The sequence below is a fragment of the Devosia enhydra genome (assembly GCF_900119845.1).
In the GTDB taxonomy this organism is placed as follows: Bacteria; Pseudomonadota; Alphaproteobacteria; order Rhizobiales; family Devosiaceae; genus FPKU01.
The window spans coordinates 1,199,100-1,222,507 of record NZ_FPKU01000001.1; the positions used below are offsets into that span (position 1 = coordinate 1,199,100).

At 64.6% G+C, this 23,408-nt stretch carries 21 protein-coding genes and 1 tRNA gene; 6 read left to right on the forward strand and 16 right to left on the reverse strand.

Annotation, left to right across the window (positions count from 1 at the left end; translation table 11 throughout):
- Positions 1–73: 73 nt before the first annotated feature.
- From lon to BT183_RS05895, 3 genes are all read right to left on the reverse strand, one after another.
- A complete protein-coding gene (gene lon, locus BT183_RS05885; RefSeq protein WP_072339855.1) occupies positions 74–2,503 on the reverse strand; it encodes an endopeptidase La in 2,430 nt (809 codons plus the stop codon).
- A 275-nt stretch (positions 2,504–2,778) separates the two neighbouring features.
- Positions 2,779–4,059: an ATP-dependent Clp protease ATP-binding subunit ClpX gene (clpX, locus tag BT183_RS05890; protein WP_072339856.1), complete on the reverse strand. Its 1,281-nt coding sequence runs from the start codon at positions 4,057–4,059 to the stop codon at positions 2,779–2,781.
- A 172-nt stretch (positions 4,060–4,231) separates the two neighbouring features.
- Positions 4,232–4,858: an ATP-dependent Clp protease proteolytic subunit gene (locus BT183_RS05895; RefSeq protein WP_072339858.1), complete on the reverse strand. Its 627-nt coding sequence runs from the start codon at positions 4,856–4,858 to the stop codon at positions 4,232–4,234.
- 213 nt (positions 4,859–5,071) lie between these two features.
- On the opposite strand from BT183_RS05895, the gene BT183_RS05900 reads away from it, so the two are divergent.
- Complete coding sequence (locus BT183_RS05900) at positions 5,072–6,313, forward strand: cytochrome P450 (protein WP_072339860.1); 1,242 nt, start codon at positions 5,072–5,074, stop codon at positions 6,311–6,313.
- A 3-nt stretch (positions 6,314–6,316) separates the two neighbouring features.
- Here BT183_RS05900 and BT183_RS05905 read toward each other — a convergent pair whose 3' ends face one another.
- From BT183_RS05905 to BT183_RS05920, 4 genes are all read right to left on the reverse strand, one after another.
- Positions 6,317–6,547, reverse strand: coding sequence for a hypothetical protein (locus tag BT183_RS05905; protein ID WP_072339862.1), 231 nt, complete (start codon positions 6,545–6,547; stop codon positions 6,317–6,319).
- Positions 6,548–6,610: 63 nt separating this feature from the next.
- Positions 6,611–8,104 carry a bifunctional ADP-dependent NAD(P)H-hydrate dehydratase/NAD(P)H-hydrate epimerase gene (locus BT183_RS05910; RefSeq protein ID WP_072339864.1) on the reverse strand — a complete coding sequence of 498 codons (1,494 nt, stop codon included), beginning with the start codon at positions 8,102–8,104 and terminating at the stop codon, positions 6,611–6,613.
- Between the two features lie 118 nt (positions 8,105–8,222).
- The gene (gene tig, locus BT183_RS05915) at positions 8,223–9,626 is read right to left on the reverse strand and encodes a trigger factor (protein WP_072339866.1); all 1,404 of its coding nucleotides are present in this window, start codon (positions 9,624–9,626) and stop codon (positions 8,223–8,225) included.
- A gap of 78 nt (positions 9,627–9,704) precedes the next feature.
- Positions 9,705–9,789 (reverse strand) — tRNA-Leu (locus tag BT183_RS05920).
- Positions 9,790–10,182: 393 nt separating this feature from the next.
- Here BT183_RS05920 and BT183_RS05925 point away from each other — a divergent pair.
- On the forward strand, positions 10,183–10,521 hold the full coding sequence (locus BT183_RS05925) for a P-II family nitrogen regulator (RefSeq protein ID WP_035079039.1): 339 nt from the start codon (positions 10,183–10,185) through the stop codon (positions 10,519–10,521).
- A 66-nt stretch (positions 10,522–10,587) separates the two neighbouring features.
- Positions 10,588–11,997: a type I glutamate--ammonia ligase gene (gene glnA / locus BT183_RS05930; RefSeq protein ID WP_072339868.1), complete on the forward strand. Its 1,410-nt coding sequence runs from the start codon at positions 10,588–10,590 to the stop codon at positions 11,995–11,997.
- A 93-nt stretch (positions 11,998–12,090) separates the two neighbouring features.
- Here the strand turns inward: glnA and BT183_RS05935 are convergent, their stop codons facing one another.
- The 3 genes from BT183_RS05935 to BT183_RS05945 form a co-directional block, all read right to left on the reverse strand.
- Entirely contained in the window at positions 12,091–12,444 is a 354-nt protein-coding gene (locus BT183_RS05935; RefSeq protein WP_072339870.1) for a cupin domain-containing protein, read from the reverse strand.
- Between the two features lie 348 nt (positions 12,445–12,792).
- Positions 12,793–13,152, reverse strand: a complete 360-nt coding sequence (locus tag BT183_RS05940; RefSeq protein ID WP_072339872.1) for a hypothetical protein — start codon at positions 13,150–13,152, stop codon at positions 12,793–12,795.
- A gap of 84 nt (positions 13,153–13,236) precedes the next feature.
- The gene (locus tag BT183_RS05945) at positions 13,237–13,707 is read right to left on the reverse strand and encodes a hypothetical protein (protein WP_072339874.1); all 471 of its coding nucleotides are present in this window, start codon (positions 13,705–13,707) and stop codon (positions 13,237–13,239) included.
- Between the two features lie 202 nt (positions 13,708–13,909).
- Between BT183_RS05945 and parE the strand changes: the two genes are divergently transcribed.
- The 3 genes from parE (at position 13,910) to BT183_RS05960 (ending at position 18,786) form a co-directional block, all read left to right on the forward strand.
- Positions 13,910–15,928 (forward strand): DNA topoisomerase IV subunit B, encoded by a 2,019-nt coding sequence (gene parE / locus BT183_RS05950; protein WP_072339876.1) that lies wholly within the window; start codon positions 13,910–13,912, stop codon positions 15,926–15,928.
- Positions 15,929–16,098: 170 nt separating this feature from the next.
- Positions 16,099–17,589: a DEAD/DEAH box helicase gene (locus BT183_RS05955; RefSeq protein ID WP_072339878.1), complete on the forward strand. Its 1,491-nt coding sequence runs from the start codon at positions 16,099–16,101 to the stop codon at positions 17,587–17,589.
- Positions 17,590–17,736: 147 nt separating this feature from the next.
- Positions 17,737–18,786 (forward strand): GGDEF domain-containing protein, encoded by a 1,050-nt coding sequence (locus BT183_RS05960; protein ID WP_072339880.1) that lies wholly within the window; start codon positions 17,737–17,739, stop codon positions 18,784–18,786.
- 4 nt (positions 18,787–18,790) lie between these two features.
- Here the strand turns inward: BT183_RS05960 and BT183_RS05965 are convergent, their stop codons facing one another.
- The 6 genes from BT183_RS05965 to BT183_RS05990 are packed head-to-tail and all read right to left on the reverse strand — an operon-like array spanning position 18,791 to position 23,385.
- Entirely contained in the window at positions 18,791–19,156 is a 366-nt protein-coding gene (locus BT183_RS05965) for a HesB/IscA family protein (protein ID WP_084603401.1), read from the reverse strand.
- 59 nt (positions 19,157–19,215) lie between these two features.
- Positions 19,216–19,608: an SUF system Fe-S cluster assembly protein gene (locus BT183_RS05970; RefSeq protein ID WP_072339884.1), complete on the reverse strand. Its 393-nt coding sequence runs from the start codon at positions 19,606–19,608 to the stop codon at positions 19,216–19,218.
- A gap of 9 nt (positions 19,609–19,617) precedes the next feature.
- Complete coding sequence (locus BT183_RS05975) at positions 19,618–20,838, reverse strand: cysteine desulfurase (protein WP_072339885.1); 1,221 nt, start codon at positions 20,836–20,838, stop codon at positions 19,618–19,620.
- Between the two features lie 57 nt (positions 20,839–20,895).
- On the reverse strand, positions 20,896–22,104 hold the full coding sequence (gene sufD, locus BT183_RS05980) for a Fe-S cluster assembly protein SufD (protein ID WP_072339887.1): 1,209 nt from the start codon (positions 22,102–22,104) through the stop codon (positions 20,896–20,898).
- A 7-nt stretch (positions 22,105–22,111) separates the two neighbouring features.
- Positions 22,112–22,864 (reverse strand): Fe-S cluster assembly ATPase SufC, encoded by a 753-nt coding sequence (gene sufC, locus BT183_RS05985; RefSeq protein ID WP_072341612.1) that lies wholly within the window; start codon positions 22,862–22,864, stop codon positions 22,112–22,114.
- Positions 22,865–22,872: 8 nt separating this feature from the next.
- A complete protein-coding gene (locus BT183_RS05990; RefSeq protein WP_072339889.1) occupies positions 22,873–23,385 on the reverse strand; it encodes a cupin domain-containing protein in 513 nt (170 codons plus the stop codon).
- Between the last annotated feature and the right edge of the window lie 23 nt (positions 23,386–23,408).

Consider the following 23,408-nt stretch of genomic DNA (forward strand, 5'->3'; position numbering starts at 1 on the left):
GCAAAAGCGGCGCCTCCCATGGGAAGGCGCCGCTGGAGCTATCAGGGGCCTCGACCTCGCCGAGGCCGCTGCCTTAATGCGTCATGCCGGCCGTGGCCTCGTCGGTGTCGGCGGCCGGAGTGGCCGGCGCCGGCTTTTCCTCGAAGGTCCATTCGATCGGCTCGGGCTGCCGGATGAGAGCGCGGCTCAGCACCTCGTCCATGCGTGACACCGGCACGATCTCCATGCCCTTTGTGACGATCTCGGGGATTTCCTTGAGATCGCGCACATTCTCCTGCGGAATGAGCACGGTCTTGATACCCGAGCGCAGCGCCGCGAGGAGCTTTTCCTTGAGCCCGCCGATGGGCAGCACCCTGCCCCGCAGCGTCACCTCGCCCGTCATCGCCACGTCGTGACGCACGGGAATGCCCGTCATCACCGAGACGATGGCGGTCGCCATGCCGATGCCCGCCGACGGACCGTCCTTGGGCGTCGCGCCCTCCGGCACGTGGACGTGGATGTCGCGCGTGTCGAACATGGGCGGCTTGATGCCGAGATCGACCGCGCGCGAACGGACATAGCCGGTCGCCGCCGAGATCGATTCCTTCATCACCTCCTTGAGGTTGCCCGTCACCGTCATGCGGCCCTTGCCATGGGTCATCACGCCTTCGATGGTCAGGATTTCCCCGCCCACCGGCGTCCAGGCCAGGCCCGTCACCACGCCCACCTGCGGCTCGGCATCGATCTCGCCATGCTTGAAGATCGGCGCCCCGAGATAATCCTCGAGCAGCGTGTCATCGATGGTGATGACCTTCTGCTTGGAGGTGAGGATGGCCCGCACCGCCTTGCGCATCAGCTTGGAGATCTCGCGCTTGAGATTGCGCACGCCGGCTTCACGCGTGTAGCGCTGGATCAGCGTGGTCAGCTGCGCGTCCGGCAGAACGAACTCGGCGGCGCTCAGCCCGTTCTCGCCCAGCGATTCCGGGATGAGGTGGCGCCGTGCGATCTCGAACTTCTCCTCTTCGGTGTAACCCGAGAGGCGAATGATCTCCATCCGGTCCATCAGCGGGCCCGGAATGTTGAGCGTGTTCGAGGTCGTCACGAACATCACGTCGCTGAGGTCGTATTCAACCTCGAGATAATGGTCGACGAAGGTGCTGTTCTGTTCGGGGTCGAGCACCTCGAGCAGCGCAGAGGACGGATCGCCGCGGAAGTCCATGCCCATCTTGTCGATCTCGTCGAGCAGGAAGAGCGGGTTGGACTTGCCGGTCTTGCGCATCGACTGCACGACCTTGCCCGGCATCGAGCCGATATAGGTCCGGCGGTGTCCGCGGATCTCGGCTTCGTCACGCACCCCGCCCAGCGACATGCGCACGAATTCGCGGCCCGTCGCCTTGGCGATCGACTTGCCCAGCGAGGTCTTGCCCACGCCCGGAGGACCGACGAGGCAGAGGATCGGCCCCTTCAGCTTGCCGGTGCGGCTCTGCACCGCGAGGTACTCCAGAATGCGCTCCTTGACCTTTTCGAGGCCATAATGGTCCGCATCCAGCACCTCCTGGGCATAGTTCAGGTCGCGCTTGATCTTGCTCTTCTTGCCCCAGGGCAGCCCGAGCAGCCAGTCGAGATAATTGCGGACGACCGTCGCCTCGGCGGACATCGGGCTCATCTGCTTGAGCTTCTTGAGCTCGGCCTCGGCCTTCTTGCGCGCCTCCTTGGAGAACTTGGTCGACTTGATGCGTTCCTCGAGCTCGTTGAGCTCGTTGGAGCTGTCATCGCCGTCGCCCAGCTCGCGCTGGATCGCCTTCATCTGCTCGTTGAGGTAATATTCGCGCTGCGTCTTCTCCATCTGGCGCTTCACCCGCGAACGGATGCGCTTTTCCACCTGGAGCACGCCAATCTCGCCTTCCATCAGGCCGAGGATCTTCTGCAGCCGCTCGGCCACCGCGATGGTTGCGAGCAGGTCTTCCTTCTCGGGGATCTTGATCACGAGATGGCTGGCGATGGTGTCGGCCAGCTTGGAATAATCGTCGATCTGGCCGACGGCCGCGACGACCTCCTGCGAGATCTTCTTGTTCAGCTTGACGTAGTTTTCGAACTCGCTCTGGGCCGAGCGCGCCAGGGCCTCGAGCTCGACAGCGTCGGCTTCGGGTTCGTCGAGCGTCTCTGCGGAGGCTTCGAAATACTCCGCGGTCTGCACATAGGCATCGATGCGCGCACGCCGCAGGCCTTCGACGAGCACCTTCACGGTGCCATCGGGCAGCTTGAGCAGCTGCAGCACGGTCGCGATGGTGCCGGTGCTGTAGATGTCCTCGGGGGCAGGATCATCGTCCTGCGCGTTCTTCTGCGTCACGACAAGAATGTGCTTGTCGTCGCGCATGACTTCTTCGAGCGCCTTGACCGACTTCTCGCGCCCCACGAACAGGGGAACGATCATGCCCGGAAAGACAACGATGTCGCGGAGCGGTAGGACGGGGTAGACGCGGTCCCGATCGAACGCGGCGCCGCCTGAAGTGACGTCCGACATATCTTATCCTTTCAAGGGCATCGCCGCCTTGCGGAAGGTGATGCCCGTATGTGGCAGCCGTTCGGGCCCTCCTGTGAGCGACCCATCCGACTCTGCCTATTAGATAGGCCCGTACCCATGATGCACAAGCCAAAGCGGGGATAATTGTGAGGGTTGCATGACACACCCCGCATGCATTCTGGTACGGGCTGGGCCCCGAGCGGATCAGCACAAAGCCATCCGCCGGCCCTTGGCTGGCGGATGGCTCATTTTGCTCCCGTCCGGGATCGGAGCGATCAGGCGCTCGTGGAGAGCGCCTCGTCCTTCTTGCGATCGGCGTAGATGTAGAGCGGGCGGGCATCCTTGCCTTCCACCACATCGGCGCTGATCACCACCTCTTCCACGCCCTCGAGCGAGGGCAGGTCGTACATGGTGTCGAGCAGGATCGCTTCCATGATCGAGCGCAGGCCGCGCGCGCCGGTCTTGCGCTCGATGGCCTTCTTGGCGATCGCCTTGAGGGCGTCCTCGTGGAAGGTCAGCTCGACCTCTTCCATCGAGAACAGCCGCTGATACTGGCGCACCAGCGCGTTCTTGGGCGCAGTGAGGATGTCTATGAGCGCCGCTTCGTCGAGGTCCTCGAGCGTGGCGATCACCGGCAGGCGGCCGATGAATTCGGGGATGAGCCCGAACCGCACCAGATCCTCCGGCGCGACGTCGGCGAGCACTTCGCCCACGCGGCGATCGCGCGGATCCTTGACCACAGCGCCAAAGCCGATCGAGGAACCCTCGCCGCGCGCGGCGATGATCTTTTCGAGCCCGGCAAAGGCGCCGCCGCAGATGAACAGGATGTTGGTCGTATCCACCTGCAGGAATTCCTGCTGCGGATGCTTGCGGCCACCCTGGGGCGGAACCGACGCGACCGTGCCTTCCATGATCTTGAGCAGGGCCTGCTGCACGCCCTCGCCCGAAACGTCACGGGTGATCGAGGGATTGTCGGACTTGCGGCTGATCTTGTCGACCTCGTCGATATAGACGATGCCGCGCTGCGCCTTCTCGACATTGTAGTCGGCGGCCTGCAGCAGCTTGAGGATGATGTTTTCCACGTCCTCGCCGACATAGCCGGCTTCGGTCAGGGTCGTGGCGTCGGCCATGGTGAAGGGCACGTCGAGAATGCGGGCCAGCGTCTGGGCCAGAAGCGTCTTCCCGCAGCCGGTGGGGCCGACGAGCAGGATGTTGGATTTCGACAGCTCGACATCCTGATTCTTGGTCGCGTGGTGCAGCCGCTTGTAGTGGTTGTGCACGGCAACCGAGAGGACCTTCTTGGCGCGATACTGGCCAATGACGTAGTCGTCCAGCACCTTGCAGATTTCCGCGGGCGTTGGCACGCCATCGCGGGACTTCACCATCGAGGTCTTGTTTTCCTCGCGAATGATGTCCATGCACAGCTCGACGCACTCATCGCAGATGAACACGGTCGGGCCGGCAATGAGCTTCCTGACTTCGTGCTGAGACTTGCCGCAGAACGAGCAATACAGCGTGTTCTTCGAGGTCTCGCCGTTCGAATTGTCCTTGGACATCCAGTCGCTCCCGGGAGGGTCGCTCCCTTAACCCCGCATCGGCGATACGCTAACGCAGGACACCTAAAGAAAGTTTGATGCGGGCCGACCTTATCGGCGGCACCGCACCCACGCAATTACACGGGTGTCACACTCCCGTGTCCATAATCACTTACGCTTAACAGCGTTGCGTTCACGACGCATCCGGCACTTCGCGCTTCTCGAAGACGTTGTCGATGATGCCGAAAGCCTTGGCCTCGGAGGGGTCCATGAAACGATCGCGCTCGAGGGCGTTCTCGATCTCCTCATAGGTGCGGCCGGTGTGCTTCTCATAGATCTGGTTGAGCCGGCGCTTGAGCCCCTCGACCATGCGCGCATGGATGAGGATGTCGGTCACCTGGCCCTGGAACCCGCCCGAAGGCTGGTGCACCATGATCTGGGCGTGCGGCAGCGCGGCGCGCATGCCCTTTTCGCCGGCAGTCAGCAGCAGCGAACCCATCGAGGCGGCCTGCCCCATGCAGAGTGTTGCCACCGGCGGACGGATGAACTGCATCGTGTCGTAGATGCCCAGCCCCGCCGTGACGACACCGCCCGGCGAATTGATGTACATCCAGATTTCCTTCTTCGGATTTTCCGACTCAAGGAACAGCAACTGGGCATTGATCAGCCCGGCCATGTTGTCCTCGACCACGCCGGTCACGAAGATGATGCGCTCGCGCAGCAGCCTGGAATAAATATCGAACGCCCGCTCGCCGCGATTGGACTGCTCGACCACCATCGGAACGAGCGTGTTCATATAGGTGTCGATGGGATCTCTCATTCCGGATGCCTCTGGGTTTGGAAACGAATCGGTGTGACGAACCGATTGCAGACGGGACCGCGTTAAGCTGCGGTAAAGCGCACAGATAGGCGCAGCTCAGCCCGGCTTCAATAGCGCGCCGGGGGCGCGGCGCACAACCCTTCCCGCCTTGCAAGCCTGCATCGAACGGGGCCATCATGGCGCATTCGTCCTGACCCTCTTGCGGGCACTGCCATGAACGCTCCTTTTCGCATCGACATGCCCGGCAAGCGCGCCGCCGCCGATCCGCGCAACCCGCAGTTTTTCGGCAATCCCTATGCCTTTTATACCGATCTGCATGCCGGCCTGCCCGCCTTCCACTGGGATGATTATCGCCACTGGTGCTTTTCGGGCTTCAGGGATGTCAGCGCGCTGCTGCGCGACCGGCGCTTCGGCCGCCAAATCCTGCATGTCGCGACGCGCGAGGAGGTCGGCCTGCCCCCTCCCAAGCCGCATGCGGCCGATTTCGACCGGGCCGAAGCCTATTCGCTTCTCAACCTCGAGCCACCCGAGCACACGAGGCTGCGCGGTCTGGTCAACCGCGCCTTCGTGTCGCGACAGGTGGAGCAGCTGCGCCCGCGTGTCCTGAGCCTCGCCGATGAGATGATCGACCGGTTCGAGGCAGCCGGCGAGGTCGAGATCATCCGGGCCTTTGCCGCGCCCATCCCGGCCATCATCATCGCCGAACTCATCGGCCTGCCGGCCGAGATGGCCCCGCAATTGCTCGACTGGTCGAACCGCATGGTGCGCATGTACATGTACGGGGTCGACGAGGCGACGGAGCGCGACGCCAACGCCGCATCGCGCGAGTTCATGGATTACGTCGCTTCCGAACTCGATAACCGCCGCCGCAAGCCGCGCGTCGACCTGCTCACCCACATGCTGGAAGCCGAGATCGACGGGCAGAAACTTGGGCAGGACGAGGTGGTCTCCACCGCCATCCTGCTGCTCAATGCCGGCCACGAGGCCACCGTCCACACCACCGGCAACGGCATCAAGGCCATCCTCGAATCAGGCCTCGACCCCCGGACGATGTTCGCCGACGATCGTCAGACCGCCGCGACGGTCGAGGAATGCCTGCGTTTTGATGCGCCACTGCACATGTTCACCCGTTACGCCCTCGAGCCGGTGACGCTCGATAACGGCCTCACCTTGCGCAAAGGCGACGTGGTGGGGCTGATGCTGGGCGCCGCCAATCGCGATCCGTCGCGCTTCAGCGACCCCGATCGCTTCGATCCGTTCCGCACCGATGGCGGCAATGTCAGCTTCGGGGCCGGCATTCACTTCTGCATCGGCGCGCCCCTCGCCCGGCTGGAATTGCAGATCGCCATGCGCCGGCTGTTCGAGCGCTTGCCGGGCCTCAGGATCGCCCAGCCGCCACGCTACGCCAACGTCTTCCACTTCCACGGGCTGGAGCGGCTCGACCTCGCCTGGTGAGGCTCAGGCCGAAAACGAAACCGCGACCCCGCGCTTGCGGAAATAGGCCTGCATCAGCTTGCGGCCCTGGCGATTGCTCTGCGCCAGCTTTGCGGGCTCGAACACCGCCTCTTTGGCGCCTTCGCGCGCCATGGCGGCCTTCAGCGCCGCGATATGGGTGTCGAGATCCTCATTGTCGGCCTTGATCGAGGCATAGATATTGTCGATCGCCTGGGCGAGGGTGATGTCGCTCATTGTCTTGCATCCCGAATGCGTGTCGGCGCTTCACTGACGTGGGCGCGCCCCGAGGTCAAGCCATCACCGCAAAGAGGCCGGTGTGATCGCCGCCATCGCATCGGCGATGAGATCGGGCAGATCATCGGAAACAAGGCCGGGCCGGCCATGGCGCAGCGCCGCATCGCCATGCAGCCACACGGCGGCGCAGGTGGCTTCTAACCCCGTCATGCCGCGCGCCAGAAGCCCCGCGATCATGCCAGCAAGTACGTCGCCCGAGCCGGCGGTGGCCAGAAGCGGGCTCGCATGCGCGTTGATCACCGCTCGGCCGTCGGGCGCCGCGACCACCGTGTCGCCGCCCTTGAGCACGACAATCGCCCCCGATCGCTCCGCCGCCACCCGAGCCTGATCGACCTTGCTCCCCTCGATCCGTCCAAAAAGCCGCGCGAACTCCCCGCCATGCGGGGTCAGCACCACCGGCCGGTCGGGTCGCCGGGCGATCGCCGCGAACAGGGTGTCGGGCGTATGGGCAAAGCTCGTCAGCGCATCGGCATCCAGAACCGCGGCAACACCCGAGGCGAGAATGGCAAGGCTGGCCTCCCGCGTCGTCTCCCCCACGCTGGCGGCCGGTCCGATCACGGCGGCATCGATCTTGCCCGCCGCGATGGCCTCGGCAAGCGCCTCCGGCCCCGCCGCCTCGCGCAGCATGATCGCGGTCACCTGCGCCGCATGCACCTGGAGCGCGTCCCGGCTGCCCACGAGCGTCACGAGGCCCGCGCCGATGCGCAGCGCCGCCCGCGCCGAGAGCCGCGCCGCGCCCGTATTGAGCAGCCCGCCCGAGACCACCATCACCGCACCCCGGCCATATTTGTGCCCGCCCGCATCGAGCGGAGGCAGTGACCAGAGCTCCGGCGTATTTTGGCGCAGCGTGACGCCGATTGTTTCCAGCACCGCGCCCGGTATGCCGATATCGACGACGCTCAGTCGGCCGCTCTGGCCGCGGCCCGGCAGCAGCAGATGGCCCGGCTTCTTGCGGAAAAAGGTGATCGTGCGGTCGGCCTTGATTGCGATGCCGCGAACCGCGCCGGTCGCACCGTCGACCCCGCTCGGTATGTCGATGGCAAAGACTGGTCGGCCGCTCCGGTTCACGGCATCGATCACCCGGGCCATGTCGCCTGAAACGTCGCGGCTCAAGCCCGCCCCCAGCAACGCGTCCACGACGATCGCACAGCCCGCAAGGGCATCGGGCGACAAGGGAAGCGTCTCCCCCGTCCAGGCCTCGGCATTGGTGCGCGCGTCGGGTGGCAGCGCATCGATATGGCCTGAAAAGGCGACGTGTACCGGCCATCCCGCCGCCGCGAGCCGCCGCGCCACCACGAAACCGTCCCCGCCATTATTGCCCTGCCCGCAGAGCACCACCACGGGTTGCGGCGCAGCGTTGAGGCGCACCGCATCGGCCACCGCCTTGCCGGCGGCCTCCATCAGCGCAAGCCCCGTCCTGCCCTGCCCGATCGCGAGCTCATCGGCCCGCGCCATCTCCGATGGCGTGAGCAGGGCGGTGCCCTCGAAATCAGCCACGTCATCCTCCGGTCCGTGCCATTAAAGACTAACGCGGATCACCGCCCGAGGTCATGACGCTCGGCAAAAAAGAAAGGGCCGCCCCGAAGGACGGCCCCTGTTCTCATCCACCCTGCGATCAATGATCGTGGTGGTCGTGTTCGTCATGGTGATGATGCTCTTCGGGCACATCATCGTCCGACTGGATGAGCTTGGCGAGTTCCTCGCGGGTCATCGGCTTGTCGGTCGATTCGGCCAGCTCGATGACGTAGTCCACGACCTTGTTCTCGAAGACCGGGGCGCGCAGCGAAGCCAGCGCCTGCGGGTTCTTGCGATAATAGTCGTAAACCTGCTGCTCCTGGCCCTGGAAGCGGCGGACCTCGGCGATCAGCGCCTGCTGGTGCTCCTCGTCGGTCACCTCGATCTTGTTGAGGTTGCCGATCTCGGCCACCACGAGCCCGAGGCGCACGCGGCGCTCGGCGATCTTGCGATACTGCTCCCGCGCTTCGGCTTCGGTCGTGCCCTCGTCCTCGAAGGTGCGGCCGTGATGCTCGATCTCGTGCGTCACGCGCTGCCAGATGGTGTTGAACTCGGCGTCCACCAGCTGCTGGGGCACGTCGAACTTGTGGCCATCATCGAGTGCGTCGAGCACCTGCCGCTTGATGTGCTGGCGGCCCATCGAGGTCAGCGCAGCCTGCATCTGCTCCTTGACGGCCGAGCGCAGCGCATCGAGGTTCTCGAGGCCGAGGCGCTTGGCGAACTCGTCGTCGAGCTCACCGGCCTTGGGGGCATCGGCGTGCAGCACGGTCACCTCGAACTCGGCCTTCTTGCCCGAGAGGTCGGCATTGCCGTAATCCTCGGGGAAAGTGACTTCGATGGTGCGGGTCTCGCCCTTCTTCATCCCGATCAGCTGCTCTTCGAAGCCGGGGATGAATTCGCCCGAGCCCACCGTCAGATGCGCATGGTCGGATTTGCCGCCGGGGAACTCGACCCCGTCGATGCGGCCGACGAAGGTCAGCCCGAGCCGGTCGCCATCGGCAACCACGGCATCGTCGCCCTTGTCCTCATAGCCGCGATTCTGCCGGAAGATGCGCTCCATCTCCTTGTCGATATCGGCGTCGACGACCTCGACCACGGGGCGCTCGAGCTTGAGGCCCTTGAGCTCCATGACGCTGACCGAGGGCAGCACTTCATACTCGACCTCGAAGGAGAGATCGGCCTCGCCGTCGAGCACGCGGTTGATCTCGGCCTGATCCTGCGGCAGGTCGATCTTGGGCTGCACGGCAGCGCGCTCGGAGCGCTCCTCGAGGGAGGAGTTGACGCCCGAATTGATCGCGTCCTGCATCACTTCGGACATGGCGGAGCGGCCATAGACCTTCTTGAGGTGCGACATCGGCACCTTGCCGGGGCGGAAGCCCTTGAGCGTCGCCTTGCCCTTGATTTCGTCGAGCTTGGCGTCCAGCCGGCCGTTGAGGTCAGCGGCGGGGATAACCACCGTGAGTTTGCGCTTCAGCCCTTCGTTAAGGGTCTCGGTGACCTGCATTGGGTTGTCCCATCCTAAGATTCACAGTGGCCAGGCCGGGGTCTTTCCTCCCGACAGCTGCCGGGCCGACGGACTTTCTGGTGCGGGTGAGAGGACTTGAACCTCCACGCCTTGCGGCGCTGGAACCTAAATCCAGTGCGTCTACCAGTTCCGCCACACCCGCGAGCCGCCCGGCTGGCCGGGTCGCGTGCATCTATCGCATGTTGCAGGGGCAGTCAAAGCCTGAATGGCCGGGGCTTTGGCGGCCCTGACCGGCGACAGCCGACGGACACCCGACCGGCGCTCAAGCGACCAGCGCGGTTATGATCAAGTTTTGGGCATATTGCTCACATATTGATCACGAGCCGCCCACGGGGATCGCGAAAGCGTTTCAGCAAACCATGCTACGGCAAGGAGGCATAAGGGTTTTTCATTCCTTCGGACGACATGGCACGCCCCATGCATACCGAGTGGCGGTATCCGAAAGGGGCCTGCAGCGCCGTCGGCGTTGCCATGAACGAGACGAGGATCCGCGCCAGTTGCCAAGGGCTGGCAGGGAACCGAGGTGGAGGCCTGAATGAAAAAGATCGAGGCTATCGTAAAGCCGTTCAAGCTCGACGAGGTCAAGGAAGCGCTGCAGGAAGTAGGCCTGCAGGGCATCACCGTCACGGAGGCCAAGGGCTTCGGCCGGCAGAAGGGTCACACCGAACTCTATCGTGGCGCAGAATATGTCGTGGATTTCCTGCCCAAGGTGAAGGTCGAGGTTGTCTGCCCCGACGAGTTGGCCGAGAAGGCGATCGAGGCCATCCGCAACGCTGCGCAGACGGGTCGCATCGGCGACGGCAAGATCTTCGTCTATTCCATCGAGCAGGCGATCCGCATCCGGACGGGCGAATTCGGCGACGACGCACTCTAGGCCCTTTCGCCTCGGGACGGCGTCAGCCCCAAAAGACACAACCGACTTCCAACAGGGGAAATACCCATGACTACAGCCAGCGATATTCTCAAGAAGATCAAGGAAGAGAACATCAAGTATGTCGACCTTCGCTTCACCGACATCCGTGGCAAGCTCCAGCACGTGACGATGGACGTCAGTGTCGTCGACGAAGACCTGTTCGAAGAAGGCACGATGTTCGACGGCTCCTCGATCGCCGGCTGGAAGGCAATCAACGAGTCCGACATGGTGCTGATGCCCGATCCGGCCTCTGCCTATGTCGATCCGTTCTTTGGCGCACCGACCCTTGCGGTCAACTGCGACATTCTCGAGCCCCTGACCTACCAGCCCTATAACCGCGATCCGCGCACCACCGCCAAGAAGGCCGAAGCCTATCTCAAGGCGTCGGGCATCGGCGACAGCGTCGTGTTCGGTCCCGAGCCGGAATTCTTCCTGTTCGACGACGTCCGCTATTCCAACACCACCTATAAGGTCGGTTTCCAGGTTGATGCCGGCGAGCTGCCGACCAACAACGACACCGAATACGAATCGGGCAACACCGGCCACCATATCGGCATCAAGAAGGGCTACTTCCCCGTGCCCCCGCTCGACAGCGCGCAGGACATTCGCGGCGAGATGCTCGCCGCCATGGCCGACATGGGCGTGGTCGTGGAAAAGCACCACCACGAAGTGGCCTCGGCCCAGCACGAGCTCGGCATCAAGTTCCAGCCGATGATCAAGTCGGCCGATGACGTGCAGATCTACAAGTATGTCATCCAGCAGGTCGCCAATGCCTATGGCAAGTCGGCCACCTTCATGCCCAAGCCCATCTATGGCGACAACGGCTCGGGCATGCATTGCCACCAGTCGATCTGGAAGGACGGCAAGCCGCTGTTCGCCGGTGACCAGTATGCCGGCCTGTCGATGGATGCCCTCTACTACATCGGCGGCATCATCAAGCATGCCAAGGCGATCAACGCCTTCACCAACCCGACCACCAACAGCTACAAGCGCCTGGTGCCCGGCTTCGAAGCCCCCGTGCTGCTGGCCTACTCGGCCCGCAACCGTTCGGCCTCGTGCCGCATCCCCTTCGGCCAGTCGCCGAAGGCCAAGCGCGTCGAGGTCCGCTTCCCCGATCCGCTGGCGAACCCCTATCTCGGCTTTGCCGCGCTGCTGATGGCCGGCATCGACGGCATCAAGAACAAGATCCACCCCGGCGACCCGATGGACAAGGATCTCTACGAACTGCCGCGCGAAGAGCTCAAGCAGATCCCGACCGTGTCGGGCTCGCTGCGTGAAGCCCTCGAGAACCTCGACAAGGACCGTGCCTTCCTCACCGCCGGCGGCGTGTTCGATGACGACCAGATCGACAGCTATATCGAGCTCAAGATGACCGAAGTCATCAAGTTCGAGCACACTCCGCATCCGGTCGAATATGAGATGTATTACTCGGCCTGAGGCCTTCTATCTCGACTATGGAAAGGGCCCCGGAAGGGGCCCTTTTTGCATTCTGGTGTCGCGGCAGACAGGCGGACTGGTGCGCCCTGCCCCTTACTGAACCACGACGTAGAACTTCTTGACGCGTTCCACCGTCTTCCAGATCCCCACCCAGCCATCCTTGAGCAGGAAGGCATCGCCCGCCTTGAAGGTCTTGATCGTGCCGTCGCTGTCGGTGAGCTCCACCACGCCTTCCACAAGATAGCACCACTCGCAGCTGCCGCCCTTGTTGACGTGCCAGGCGCCGGGCTCGCATTCCCACATGCCGGTCAGCACGCTGCCATTGCGCGCCGTGTCGACGGGCCAGCTCTTCTGGTCGGGATTGCCCGAAATGATCCGGTCGGCCGGCGGGCGCTTGAGGTTGGGCGCGCCCAGCGCGGCCGGATCGATCTGAGTGATGTGGGACATGTCGGCTCCGCATTTGAAATCGGAGCGCAGAGTGCGTCGCCCCGCTGGGGCCGCGCAAACAATGGTTCGGAATGAAAGTGATGCGAGGCGTGTCAGGCGAGGTAGAACAACGCGGCCAGAACGAGGCTGAGCCCATGGCTGGCCACGCGTTGGGCAGACCGGTACGCGATACTGAAAAACCCGGTCCACCCGCCACTGTGCGTGGCCCTGCCCCCCGCCGAGGGTGACGCAATACGAACCGGCGAGGCGTGACGCATACGGCTACTCCGGACAAAAACCGTATGTCCGGAGTTCTAGCAGCCGCCCCTTAAGGAAGTGTGGCCAAAGGGCAAACCAAAGGTAAACGGCTCAGGCCGGGCGCAGCCGCCGCACCTCGAGGATGTCCCCCGTGCAGGCGCGCACGGTCAAAAGATAGACCCAGCCGCCCCGTGTGCCGCGTGCCTCGATGAGCCCGCGGTTGTTCGGCGCCATGGTGACATTGGCATAGCCCTGGTCGCGGATGGCCTGCCGAACCGACGCGTCGGTCAGAAGGCAGAGCTGCGGCACGCGGATGCGGCCGTCGTCGCGGTCCCAGCCGAAGCCGAAACTGAAGCCCTGCGCCTGGGCGGGCAGCGCCGCTCCCAGTGCAACGACGCCGGCCAGCGCCAGCGCGGCGATCCGGCGGCGGGCCGGCGATTTGAACGAGACCGTTCGGTTTATTCTCGACATGGCCACCTCTCGGGGAATGGGCGCAGCCCCCAGTCCGGATGGACTGAGGGCTTTGCCTCTCAACTTAGCGCGTCACGGCCGGTTTCAGAAGTTGAACTGGAGACCGAAGCCCGGCCCGCCGGGGCCGCGACCACCGCCGCCACGGCGCAGGCGCTCGACGCGATCGACCTCGCCCGTGCAGCGGTTGACCCGCATCGAATACCAGCCGCCGCCACGGTGCCAGCGTGCAACCACCTCGACACGGTCGCGACCCAGTTCGCGGCGGACCTCGACGTCGCGAAAGCCGTAATCCTGCACGGCGCGACGCACTTCGCGGTCATTCATGCACCAGCGGCCGGGACGGTCCCAGTTCGGGCCGCCGGGCCGGCGCTGGTCGTTGCCGAACCCGAAGGAGAAGCTGTTGGGGCCGCTGGGGCCGACGCCGAGCTGGAAGTTGAAGCGCGGCTCGGCCTGCGCCTGCGCCGGCATCGTCGCCATGACGGTGGAAGAGCCGAGGACGAGGGCCAGGAGCGCAGCGCGTCCGGCAGACTTGAACTTGGCGGTGGTGGTGCTCATCGTGAAGCTCCTCGATCTGCGGGGTGTTGCCCGCTTGTGAGCCTTGTTGTGCACTCTCGTGCTTGAACGCTCCCGGAACCCTCTGTTCATCTTCCGTTCATCTCGCAGCTGTGCTAGCCAGCAGGGTGCATAGCGCGGTGGACCCCCGTCCAACGCCTTTTATGGAGGCGACAGCTTGAGCCACGATCTGTTTGGAGCAGCGATGGATCCGGCAGCGGAAACGGCGCGCACTCCGTCAGGATCGCCGACTCCTGCCCCCCAGCCGCGATCCCGCGCCCAGCAGCCGGCCGCCGCGGCAGCCCACACCTATTCGGCAGCCGATATCGAGGTGCTCGAAGGCCTCGAGCCCGTGCGCCGCCGCCCGGGCATGTATATCGGGGGCACCGACAGCAATGCGCTGCATCACCTCTTCGCCGAGGTGATCGACAATTCGATGGACGAGGCCATTGCCGGCCACGCCACGCGGATCGAGGTGCATTTCGGCGAGGATGGCTATCTGACCGTCACCGATAACGGCCGCGGCATTCCCGTCGAGAACCACCCGAAATTCCCCGGGCGCTCGACCCTCGAAATCATCATGACCACGCTGCATGCCGGGGGCAAATTCGATTCCAAGGCCTACGAAACCTCCGGCGGCCTGCATGGCGTCGGCGTCTCGGTGGTCAATGCGCTGTCGGATGATCTCGTCGTCGAGGTGGCGCGCGACCAGATGCTCTATCGCCAGCGCTTCCAGCGCGGCAAGCCGGTGACGGCGGTCGAAACCGTCGGCCGCGTCAACAATCGGCGCGGCACCAGCACCCGCTTCCATCCCGACCCCGAAATCTTCCGGGACAAGGCCCAGTTCTCCGCTGCCCGCCTTTTCCGCATGACGCGGGCCAAGGCCTATCTCTTCGGCGGCGTCGAGCTGCGCTGGTCGTGCGATGCATCGCTGGCCACCAGCGAAGTGCCGGAAAAGCAGAGCTTCCATTATCCCGGCGGTCTCAAGGATTTTCTTGAGGACCGGATCGCCGGCGAGCCCCGCATCACCGACGAAATCTTCTCGGGCCGCTCCGGCAAGCCGGGCAGTCACGGCGCTACCGAATGGGCGATTGCCTGGTGCCTCGGCGATGGCTTCGTCAACTCCTACTGCAACACCGTCCCCACGGCCGAGGGCGGAACCCATGAGAGCGGCCTGCGCGTCGCGCTGTTGCGCGGGCTGCGCAATTACGCTGATCTCACCGGCAACAAGCGCGCTTCTGCCCTGACGGCCGAGGACGTGCTGGGCCACTGCAGCGCCATGCTCTCGGTATTCGTGCGCGAGCCCGAATTCGTCGGGCAGACCAAGGACAAGCTATCCTCCCCCGAGGCGACCCGTATCGTCGATACCGCCCTCAAGGACGCGTTCGACCACTGGCTCGCGGCCTCGCCCGCACAGGCCAGCAAGCTTCTCGACTGGAGCATCGAGCGCGCCGAGGAGCGGCTGCGCCGCCGCAAGGAAAAGGAAGTCGACCGCCAGAGCGCCACGCGCAAGCTGCGCCTGCCCGGCAAGCTGGCCGATTGCACGCAGACGGCGGCGCAGGGCGCCGAGATCTTCATCGTCGAGGGCGATTCGGCGGGCGGCAGCGCCAAGCAGGCCCGCGCCCGCGCCAGCCAGGCGGTTCTGCCGCTGCGCGGCAAGATCCTCAACGTCGCCGGCGCCAGCCGCGACAAGGTCCAGGCGAGCCAGGCGATTTCCGACCTCATCCAGGCGCTGGGCTGCGGCACGCGCGATCGCTATCGCGAGGATGATCTGCGCTACGACAAGGTCATCCTGATGACCGACGCCGATGTCGATGGCGCCCATATCGCGACGCTGCTGATGACCTTCTTCTACCAGGAGATGCCCAAGCTCATCGAGAACGGCCATCTGTTCCTGGCGCTGCCCCCGCTCTACCGCATCACCCAGGGCGGCAAGACGCTCTATGCGCGGGACGACGCCCATCGCGACGAGTTGCTCGAAACCGAATTTTCGGGTCGCGGCAAACCGGACATCACCCGCTTCAAGGGCCTCGGCGAGATGCCGCACGCGCATCTGCGCGAAACCACCATGGATCCGCGCACCCGCACGCTCTTGCAGGTGCGCATCGTCGATGATCGCGACGAAACGCGCCTCACCGTCGATCGCCTGATGGGCAACAAGCCGGAAGCGCGGTTCGATTTCATCCAGGCCAATGCTGCCTTCGTGACCGATCTGGACGTCTGAAGCAGGGGAATCGGCCCCAGAGGCCCGAGATTGCCGCAATTGCGGCCGAATGCCGTTGACTCACAAGGGGTTTCGGCTATGTTCCGCGTCGGTCAAGGGTATAGACCCCTCGGCAGGCTCGGCCACGCGCTCATGCCGCCATTTCACCCGCCCTTGCTTGGACAAAGAATTTGACCAGTGACTTCTCGGGGCTCGGCCTCTCCGACAAGGTGACAGAAGCAGTTGCCGCCGCCGGATATACCAAGCCCACCGAAATTCAGGCCCAGGCCATCCCGCATGTCCTTCAGAAGAGGGACATAATCGGCATCGCGCAGACCGGTACGGGCAAGACGGCCAGCTTTGTGCTGCCCATGCTGACCCTGCTCGAAAGCGGCCGCGCCCGTGCGCGCATGCCCCGCACCCTCATTCTCGAACCGACGCGCGAACTCGCCGCGCAGGTGCATGAGAATTTCGAGAAATACGGCAAGAACCACAAGCTGTCGGTTGCCCTGCTGATCGGCGGCGTGTCGTTCGAAGATCAGAATCGCGTGCTTGATCGCGGCGCCGACGTGCTGATCGCCACGCCCGGCCGCATGCTCGACCAGTTCGAGCGCGGGCGCATCCTGTTGACCGGCGTCGATATTCTCGTCATCGACGAGGCCGACCGCATGCTCGACATGGGCTTCATTCCCGATATCGAGCGCATTTGCGGGCTCCTGCCGGCGCGCCGGCAGACGCTGTTCTTCTCGGCCACCATGCCGCCCGAGATCCAGAAGCTGACCAGCCGGTTCCTCCGCGATCCGGTTCGCCTCGAAGTGGCGCGGCAGAATTCCACGGCCGAAACCATCGAGCAGCGCCTGGTGAAGGTCTCCGGCAAGCCCGACGAAAAGCGCGAGACGCTGCGGCGCCTGATCCGCGCCGAGAGCGGGCTCACCAACGCCATCATCTTCTGCAATCGCAAGCGCGACGTGGCCACCCTCGCCCGTTCGCTCGAGCGCCATGGCTTTTCGGCCGGTGCGCTGCATGGCGACATGGACCAGAAGAGCCGGATGGAGACGCTCGACGCCTTCAAGGCCGACAGGCTGACCCTGCTGGTCGCCAGCGACGTCGCCGCGCGCGGGCTCGATATTCCGGCCGTGAGCCACGTCTTCAACTTCGACGCGCCTACCCATGCCGAGGACTATGTCCATCGCATCGGTCGCACGGGCCGGGCCGGGCGCTCGGGCGTGTCGATCACGCTGATGGGCCCCTCCGATGGCAAGTATATCGATGCCATCCAGAAGCTGATCCAGCGCGATATTCCGCTCGCCGATGCCGGTGGTGAGGCGCAGGCGCCTGCGCCGTCGCGCGGCGAAGACGGAAGCGAAGAGAATGCGCTTGCGCCGCGGGGTCGTCGCGGTCGCGCGCGTCGTGGTCGCACCTCCGACAATGAAACGGCCGAACCTCCCGCGCGCCGCGCCGCGAGCGAGGCTCGCCCCGAGGCCGAAAAGCCGGCTGCGGAACCGCGTCGCCGTCCTGCAGAGCGGCCGGCAGCTGCCGCCCCGGCCCCCGAGAAGGAGCGCCGCGGCGAACGGCCGAGGCGCGCCCGCTCTCAAGACATCGACGACGCTGACGGCCCCGTGGGATTTGGTCCTGACAGTCCCGTGCCGGCCTTCTTGTTGCGGTCTTCGCGCATCAATTGAGTTTGCTGCGGCGCGCTTGCGCGGGCCGCAGAAACATCGCGCATTTTATGCAGAAATCCCCGTTGTTTTACTGAGGGATTTACCGGCCGTTAAGCGCCCAGGGCCGATGATCCGCACCGCGTCGTCAGCTGTGAGTGTGGGGCTTGCGTGTCTGAACAGGAATTCCGAAGAGCACTGGGCTATGGCAATGCCGCGCTGGATCTGCTCAAGCGCGGCTCCATCCCGCCCTATCCGCAATTCTACGAGCTGTTCTACACCTATTCCACCGGGGTCAATCCGGAGCTGAATTCGCGCGTCAACGCCATCTTTCGCGAAGGCGGCGCCTCGTCCGAACTGGCCCAACGGCTTTATGACGAGTTCCTCAAGGCGCAGGATACCAACGAGCGCATCAGCAGCGTCTCCGAGCGCATGTCGCGGCGGCTCGAGGCGGTGCATGATGCCATCGATACCGCCATGGCCTCCGCCAGCGCCTATTCCGGCACGCTCGAAACCGCGAGCTCGGATCTCGATGGCGCAGGCGATGCCGGCAGCCTGCGAGCCCTGGCGCAACGCCTGCTCGATGAGACCCATGCCATGCAGCAGGCCAACGAGCAGCTCGAGACCAAGCTCGAAGCCTCGCGCCAGGACATCGCCGACCTCCAGCGCGATCTCGACGAGGTCCGCCGAGATTCGATGCTCGATCCCCTCACCCGCATCGCCAATCGCCGCACCTTCGACGAAGGCCTGATCCATGCGATGCAGGATGCGGCCGGCAACGGGCACCAGCTCAGCCTGCTGCTGCTCGATATCGATCACTTCAAGCGCTTCAACGATACCTGGGGCCACCAGACCGGCGATCAGGTGCTGCGCCTCGTCGCCATGACGCTCAAATCCAACATCAAGGGTCGCGACATGGCGGCCCGTTATGGTGGCGAGGAGTTCGTCGCCATCCTGCCCCAGACCGATCTCGACGGCGCGCGCATCGTGGCCGACAATATCCGGCGCGCGATCCAGTCCAAGGAGCTGCTCAAGCGCTCCACCAACGAAAAGCTTGGGCGCATCACCGCTTCGCTCGGGGTTGCGAGCTTCCATGTCGGGGAGAGTGCCGGCACGCTGATCGAGCGCGCCGACCGCTGCCTCTACGCCGCCAAGCATGCGGGCAGAAACCGCGTCTATTCGGAAATCGAGCTGCAGCTGCGCGATACCGCAGCGGCCTGAAGCCTCAGGCGCTGGCGCGCGCTTCGCTCAGCGATTTGAGGTCCGCGGCCTTGAGGTGCACGCTTTCCCCGCACCCGCACGATCCCGTCTGGTTGGGATTCTTGAAGGTGAAGCCCGAGGTCAGCAGCGTTTCCTCGAAATCCATCACTGTTCCCAGAAGGAACAGCGTCGCCTTGGGTTCGATATAGACATTGACACCCCTGTCGGCGACGTGGTCGTCGCCTGGCACCGGCTCGGCCACATAGGTCATGGTATAGGCCATGCCCGCACAGCCGGCATTCTTGACGCCGACGCGCACCCCGGTCACCGGCTTGTCGGAATCGGCCATGATCTCGCGAACCCGCTCGGCGGCGGCTTCGGTCAGCGACATGATCTTCATGCGGCACCTTTCATCGTCATAAGACGATATATAGGACATCCAGCGTCAGATTACCACCAGTTGAGAGCGACCTGCGCCTCTTCGGACATGCGGCTCGCATCCCATGGCGGATCGAACACCATGTTGACCGTAACGTCCTGGATGCCCTCGACGTTGCGCGCCGCATTTTCCACCCAGCCCGGCATTTCGCCGGCCACCGGGCAGCCCGGCGCGGTCAGCGTCATGTCGATGGTCAGGTTGCGGTCATCGTCGAGATCGACCTTGTAAATGAGGCCAAGCTCGTAGATGTCGACGGGAATTTCGGGATCGTAGACGGTCTTGAGCGCCGCGATCAGGTCGGCGGTGATGCGCTCCACATCCCCCGCCGGGATCGAGGCGGCGACGCTGGGCGTGATACGGACGCCATCGGCTGCCGCTGCGCTTTCGGAGATGTCTTCTGTCATGATCAAGACCTAGCTGAAGAAACGGCGCGCCTTTTCGATGCCTTCGACCAGCGCATCGATATCGTCCTTGCCGCTATATAGGCCGAGCGACGCGCGGCAGGTAGAGGTAACGCCAAACCTTTGCAGCAGCGGCATGGCGCAATGGGTGCCGGCGCGCACCGCGATGCCGTAGCGATCAAGGATCGTCGCCACATCATGGGCATGGGCGCCACGCATCTCGAACGAGAAAATGCCGCCCTTGCCCGGAGCATCGCCGATCAGCCGCAGGTCGTTGATCCGCCGCAGGCGTTCGGTGCCATAGGCGGTGACCTCGGCCTCGTGCGCCGCAATCGCATCGCGTCCGATCGCCTCGACATAGTCGATGGCCGCTCCCAGCCCGATGGCCTGCACGATGGGCGGCGTACCGGCCTCGAACCGGTGCGGCGGCTCGTTATAGGTCACGCCCTCGCGCGTCACCGTGTCGATCATCTCGCCGCCACCCTGATAGGGCTGCATGCGGGCCAACAGATCGCGCTTGCCGTAGAGCACGCCGATGCCGGTCGGCCCGTAGAGCTTGTGGCCGGTCATCACGTAGAAATCGACATCGAGCGCCCTGACGTCGACCGTCTGGTGCACGACGCCCTGACTGCCATCGACGAGCACCGGGATGCCCCGCGCATGCGCCATCTCGACGATCTCGGCGATCGGCAGGATGGTGCCGGTGACATTCGACATCTGCGTGATGGCCACCATGCGCGTGCGCGAGGAGAGGCTCGCCGCGAACGCATCGAGGCTGAAGCTGCCATCGTCGGCAACATCGACCCAGCGGATCACCGCGCCCTTGCGCTCGCGGTGGAAATGCCAAGGCACGATATTGGAATGGTGCTCGAGGATCGAGAGCACGATCTCGTCGCCCTCCCCGATCGTCGGCCCCAGAAAACTCTGCGCCACGAGGTTGATGGCCTCGGTGGTGGATTTGGTGAAAATGATCTCGTCGAGGCTGCCGGCGCCTAGAAACCGCCGCACCCGCTCGCGCCCGCCCTCATAGGCTTCGGTGGCGCGGTTGGCGAGCGTATGCAGGCCACGATGCACATTGGCATATTCGTGCCGGAAGGCATGGTCCATGCGATCGAGCACCTGCACCGGCTTTTGCGCCGATGCGCCGCTGTCGAGATAGACCAGCCGATTGCCGTGGATTACCTCCGAGAGGATCGGGAAATCGGCGCGGACGCTTGCAAGATCGAAAGTCATGGGTCCAGTTCCGTTCTTCACCCCTCCGATGGCCGGAGAGGCGAAGGTGCCATCACGTCAGTTGCCCAGCGGCCAGCTGTCGATCACCGCCTGCAGCGCTTCGTTGAGTTCGGCATCCTCGATGCCGTCCAGCAGTTCGGCGAGGAAGGCGCGCACCAGCATGGTCTCGGCCTCGGCCTTCGGAATGCCGCGGCTCATCAGGTAGAAAAGCGAATCCTCGTCGAGCTGGCCGCAGGTCGATCCATGGCCGCACACCACGTCATCGGCATAGATTTCGAGCTCGGGCTTGGACAGAATCTCTGCTTCGTCCGACAGCATCAGCCCCTGCGCCATGAACTTGGCGTCGGTCTTCTGCGCATCGCGCGCCACCACCAGCCGGCCCTGGATCACAGATTTGCTGCGCCCGCGCGCGATGGTCTTGAACAAAGGCTTGGACGATGTGTGCGGCACCGCATGGGTCGCATCCATCGTGATGTCGGCATGCTGGCCATCTGCCACGAGGTTGAGCCCCGTGATTTCGCCATAGGCGCCCGCGCCCTCGTAATAGGGAAAGAGGTGTGTCCGTGCGAGCCCTGCCCCGGCATGGATGGCAAGGGTGCGCAGCTGGGCGGCCTCGGCGAGGCGATATTCGTTGGTGGCGAAATGGGCTGCCTTGCGGCTCGACCGGTCGATCGTCACATGCGTCAGCCGGGCGCCCTTGCCGAGCGCAACATAGGTCGCGTGATTGGCGACATGGGCGGCGTCCGAGCCCGAATAGCTCTCGACGATCGTGGCGCTGGCGCCATCGGCGACATAGACCTTGACCGAAGACAGCGTGTGGCCCGCTCCGCCCTCGCTGCGCCGGTCGATATGGATCACCGGATCGACGCTGCCCTCGAGCGTCAGCGACAGGCTGCGATCGACCAGCGCGCCATTGAGGCGAACCAGCACATCGTCGCGCGCCGAGAGCGCCGAGCCCTCGGAATGGCCGAGGATCACGCCTGCCGGCGCAGTGCCCGTGTTCTGGATTTCGCCATTGACGATCATCACCCGGAAGCTGCCTGGAACCTCGAAGGCGGCCGGGCCGGTGCCCGTCGCAGCCTTGGCGATGGCCGGCACGCTGCGCAGCAGCGTCTTCAAATCGGTGTAATGGTAGCTCTCGACCCGCCGAGTGGGCAGGCCCGAACCGGCCAGCCGCTCGGCCTCGGCGGTGGCGCCGGCCGCTTTCAGCTGCTCGATGAGAACGGTCTCGGCCGGGCCGAGCCTTACGGGCACATGCATGGTCATTCCCGCCTCAAGCCGCCTTGGTCTCGTCAAAGCCCGCATAGCCCTTGGCTTCGAGCTCGAGGGCCAGCGACTTGTCGCCGCTCTCGACGATCCGGCCGTCCGAGAACACATGCACCACATCGGGCACGATGTGGTTGAGCAGCCGCTGGTAATGGGTGATCACCAGCATGGCCCGCTCGCCGTCGCGCAGCGCGTTTACACCATGCGAAACCACCTGCAGCGCATCGATATCGAGGCCGGAATCGGTTTCGTCGAGCACGCACATCTTGGGGCGAAGCAGCGCCATCTGCAGCACTTCGGCACGCTTCTTCTCGCCGCCCGAGAACCCGACATTGAGGGCGCGCTTGAGCATATCGCTGTCGATGCGCAGCGCGGCGCCCGCTTCCTTGACCGCGCGCATGAAATCGGGCGTCGAAATCTCGCCCTCCCCACGCGCCTTGCGCTGGGCGTTCATGGCCGCCTTGAGGAAGGTCATGGTGGCGACGCCGGGGATCTCGATGGGATACTGGAAGGCGAGGAACAGCCCGGCTGCGGCGCGCTCGTCGGCCTCCATCTCGAGGATGTTCTGCCCGTCGAGCAGCACTTCGCCCTCGGTGACCTCATAGTCCTCCTTGCCGGCCAGCACATAGGAGAGTGTGGACTTGCCCGAGCCGTTGCGGCCCATGATGGCATGCACCTCTCCACGCGGCACGATAAGGTTCACGCCCTTGAGGATCTCCCGCTCCTCGATGCGGACATGCAGGTTGCGAATTTCCAGCATGGGCGTGGTCATGTGTCTTCTCCAGTATCCTCGCCGTCCCAATAGTCGACGGCGCTGTCCTTGCGTCCGATGTAAAAGAATGCGGCGGCCTGCATGCTGCCCCCGCGGGGCACTCCGGCAGACACCGCAAATTTCCCGCTGTCGGGATAGTCCATGATGTCGGGGTCGTTGCGCGTCGAGATGGCGAGATAGCGCAGATCCGCACCCGAGGTATTGCGCAGCTGGTGGGCCGTCTCGACGCCGCCGGCCGGAGCCGCGATCACGTCGCCCGCCTGCACCGGCCAGATATCGTCGCCCAGCTGATACTCGCCCGCGCCTTCGAGGATGATGAACATCTCCTCGTTTGTGCGGTGGCTGTGGCGGGGATAGGCCGCCTTGCCCGGCGGCACCACCAGATACTGGGCGCCAAGCTGCTCCATGCCGACAAGTCCGCCGATGCGCCCGGCAGACCCCGCAAAGCGGCGGCCCTTGCCCACGGCGCGCATGGACAGGTCAGCGATGTTGATCACGGGCTTGGTCATGGCGCGGTCACTTAGGCTCCAGC

Coding starts and splice junctions, on each gene's coding strand:
- lon (WP_072339855.1), bottom strand. CDS start 2,503: ATGTCGGACGTCACTTCAGGCGGCGCCGCGTTCGATCGGGACCGCGTC.
- clpX (WP_072339856.1), bottom strand. CDS start 4,059: ATGTCCAAGGACAATTCGAACGGCGAGACCTCGAAGAACACGCTGTAT.
- BT183_RS05895 (WP_072339858.1), bottom strand. CDS start 4,858: ATGAGAGATCCCATCGACACCTATATGAACACGCTCGTTCCGATGGTG.
- BT183_RS05900 (WP_072339860.1), top strand. CDS start 5,072: ATGAACGCTCCTTTTCGCATCGACATGCCCGGCAAGCGCGCCGCCGCC.
- BT183_RS05905 (WP_072339862.1), bottom strand. CDS start 6,547: ATGAGCGACATCACCCTCGCCCAGGCGATCGACAATATCTATGCCTCG.
- tig (WP_072339866.1), bottom strand. CDS start 9,626: ATGCAGGTCACCGAGACCCTTAACGAAGGGCTGAAGCGCAAACTCACG.
- BT183_RS05925 (WP_035079039.1), top strand. CDS start 10,183: ATGAAAAAGATCGAGGCTATCGTAAAGCCGTTCAAGCTCGACGAGGTC.
- glnA (WP_072339868.1), top strand. CDS start 10,588: ATGACTACAGCCAGCGATATTCTCAAGAAGATCAAGGAAGAGAACATC.
- BT183_RS05935 (WP_072339870.1), bottom strand. CDS start 12,444: ATGTCCCACATCACTCAGATCGATCCGGCCGCGCTGGGCGCGCCCAAC.
- BT183_RS05940 (WP_072339872.1), bottom strand. CDS start 13,152: ATGTCGAGAATAAACCGAACGGTCTCGTTCAAATCGCCGGCCCGCCGC.
- BT183_RS05945 (WP_072339874.1), bottom strand. CDS start 13,707: ATGAGCACCACCACCGCCAAGTTCAAGTCTGCCGGACGCGCTGCGCTC.
- parE (WP_072339876.1), top strand. CDS start 13,910: ATGGATCCGGCAGCGGAAACGGCGCGCACTCCGTCAGGATCGCCGACT.
- BT183_RS05965 (WP_084603401.1), bottom strand. CDS start 19,156: ATGTCGCTGACCGAAGCCGCCGCCGAGCGGGTTCGCGAGATCATGGCC.
- BT183_RS05970 (WP_072339884.1), bottom strand. CDS start 19,608: ATGACAGAAGACATCTCCGAAAGCGCAGCGGCAGCCGATGGCGTCCGT.
- BT183_RS05975 (WP_072339885.1), bottom strand. CDS start 20,838: ATGACTTTCGATCTTGCAAGCGTCCGCGCCGATTTCCCGATCCTCTCG.
- sufD (WP_072339887.1), bottom strand. CDS start 22,104: ATGACCATGCATGTGCCCGTAAGGCTCGGCCCGGCCGAGACCGTTCTC.
- sufC (WP_072341612.1), bottom strand. CDS start 22,864: ATGCTGGAAATTCGCAACCTGCATGTCCGCATCGAGGAGCGGGAGATC.
- BT183_RS05990 (WP_072339889.1), bottom strand. CDS start 23,385: ATGACCAAGCCCGTGATCAACATCGCTGACCTGTCCATGCGCGCCGTG.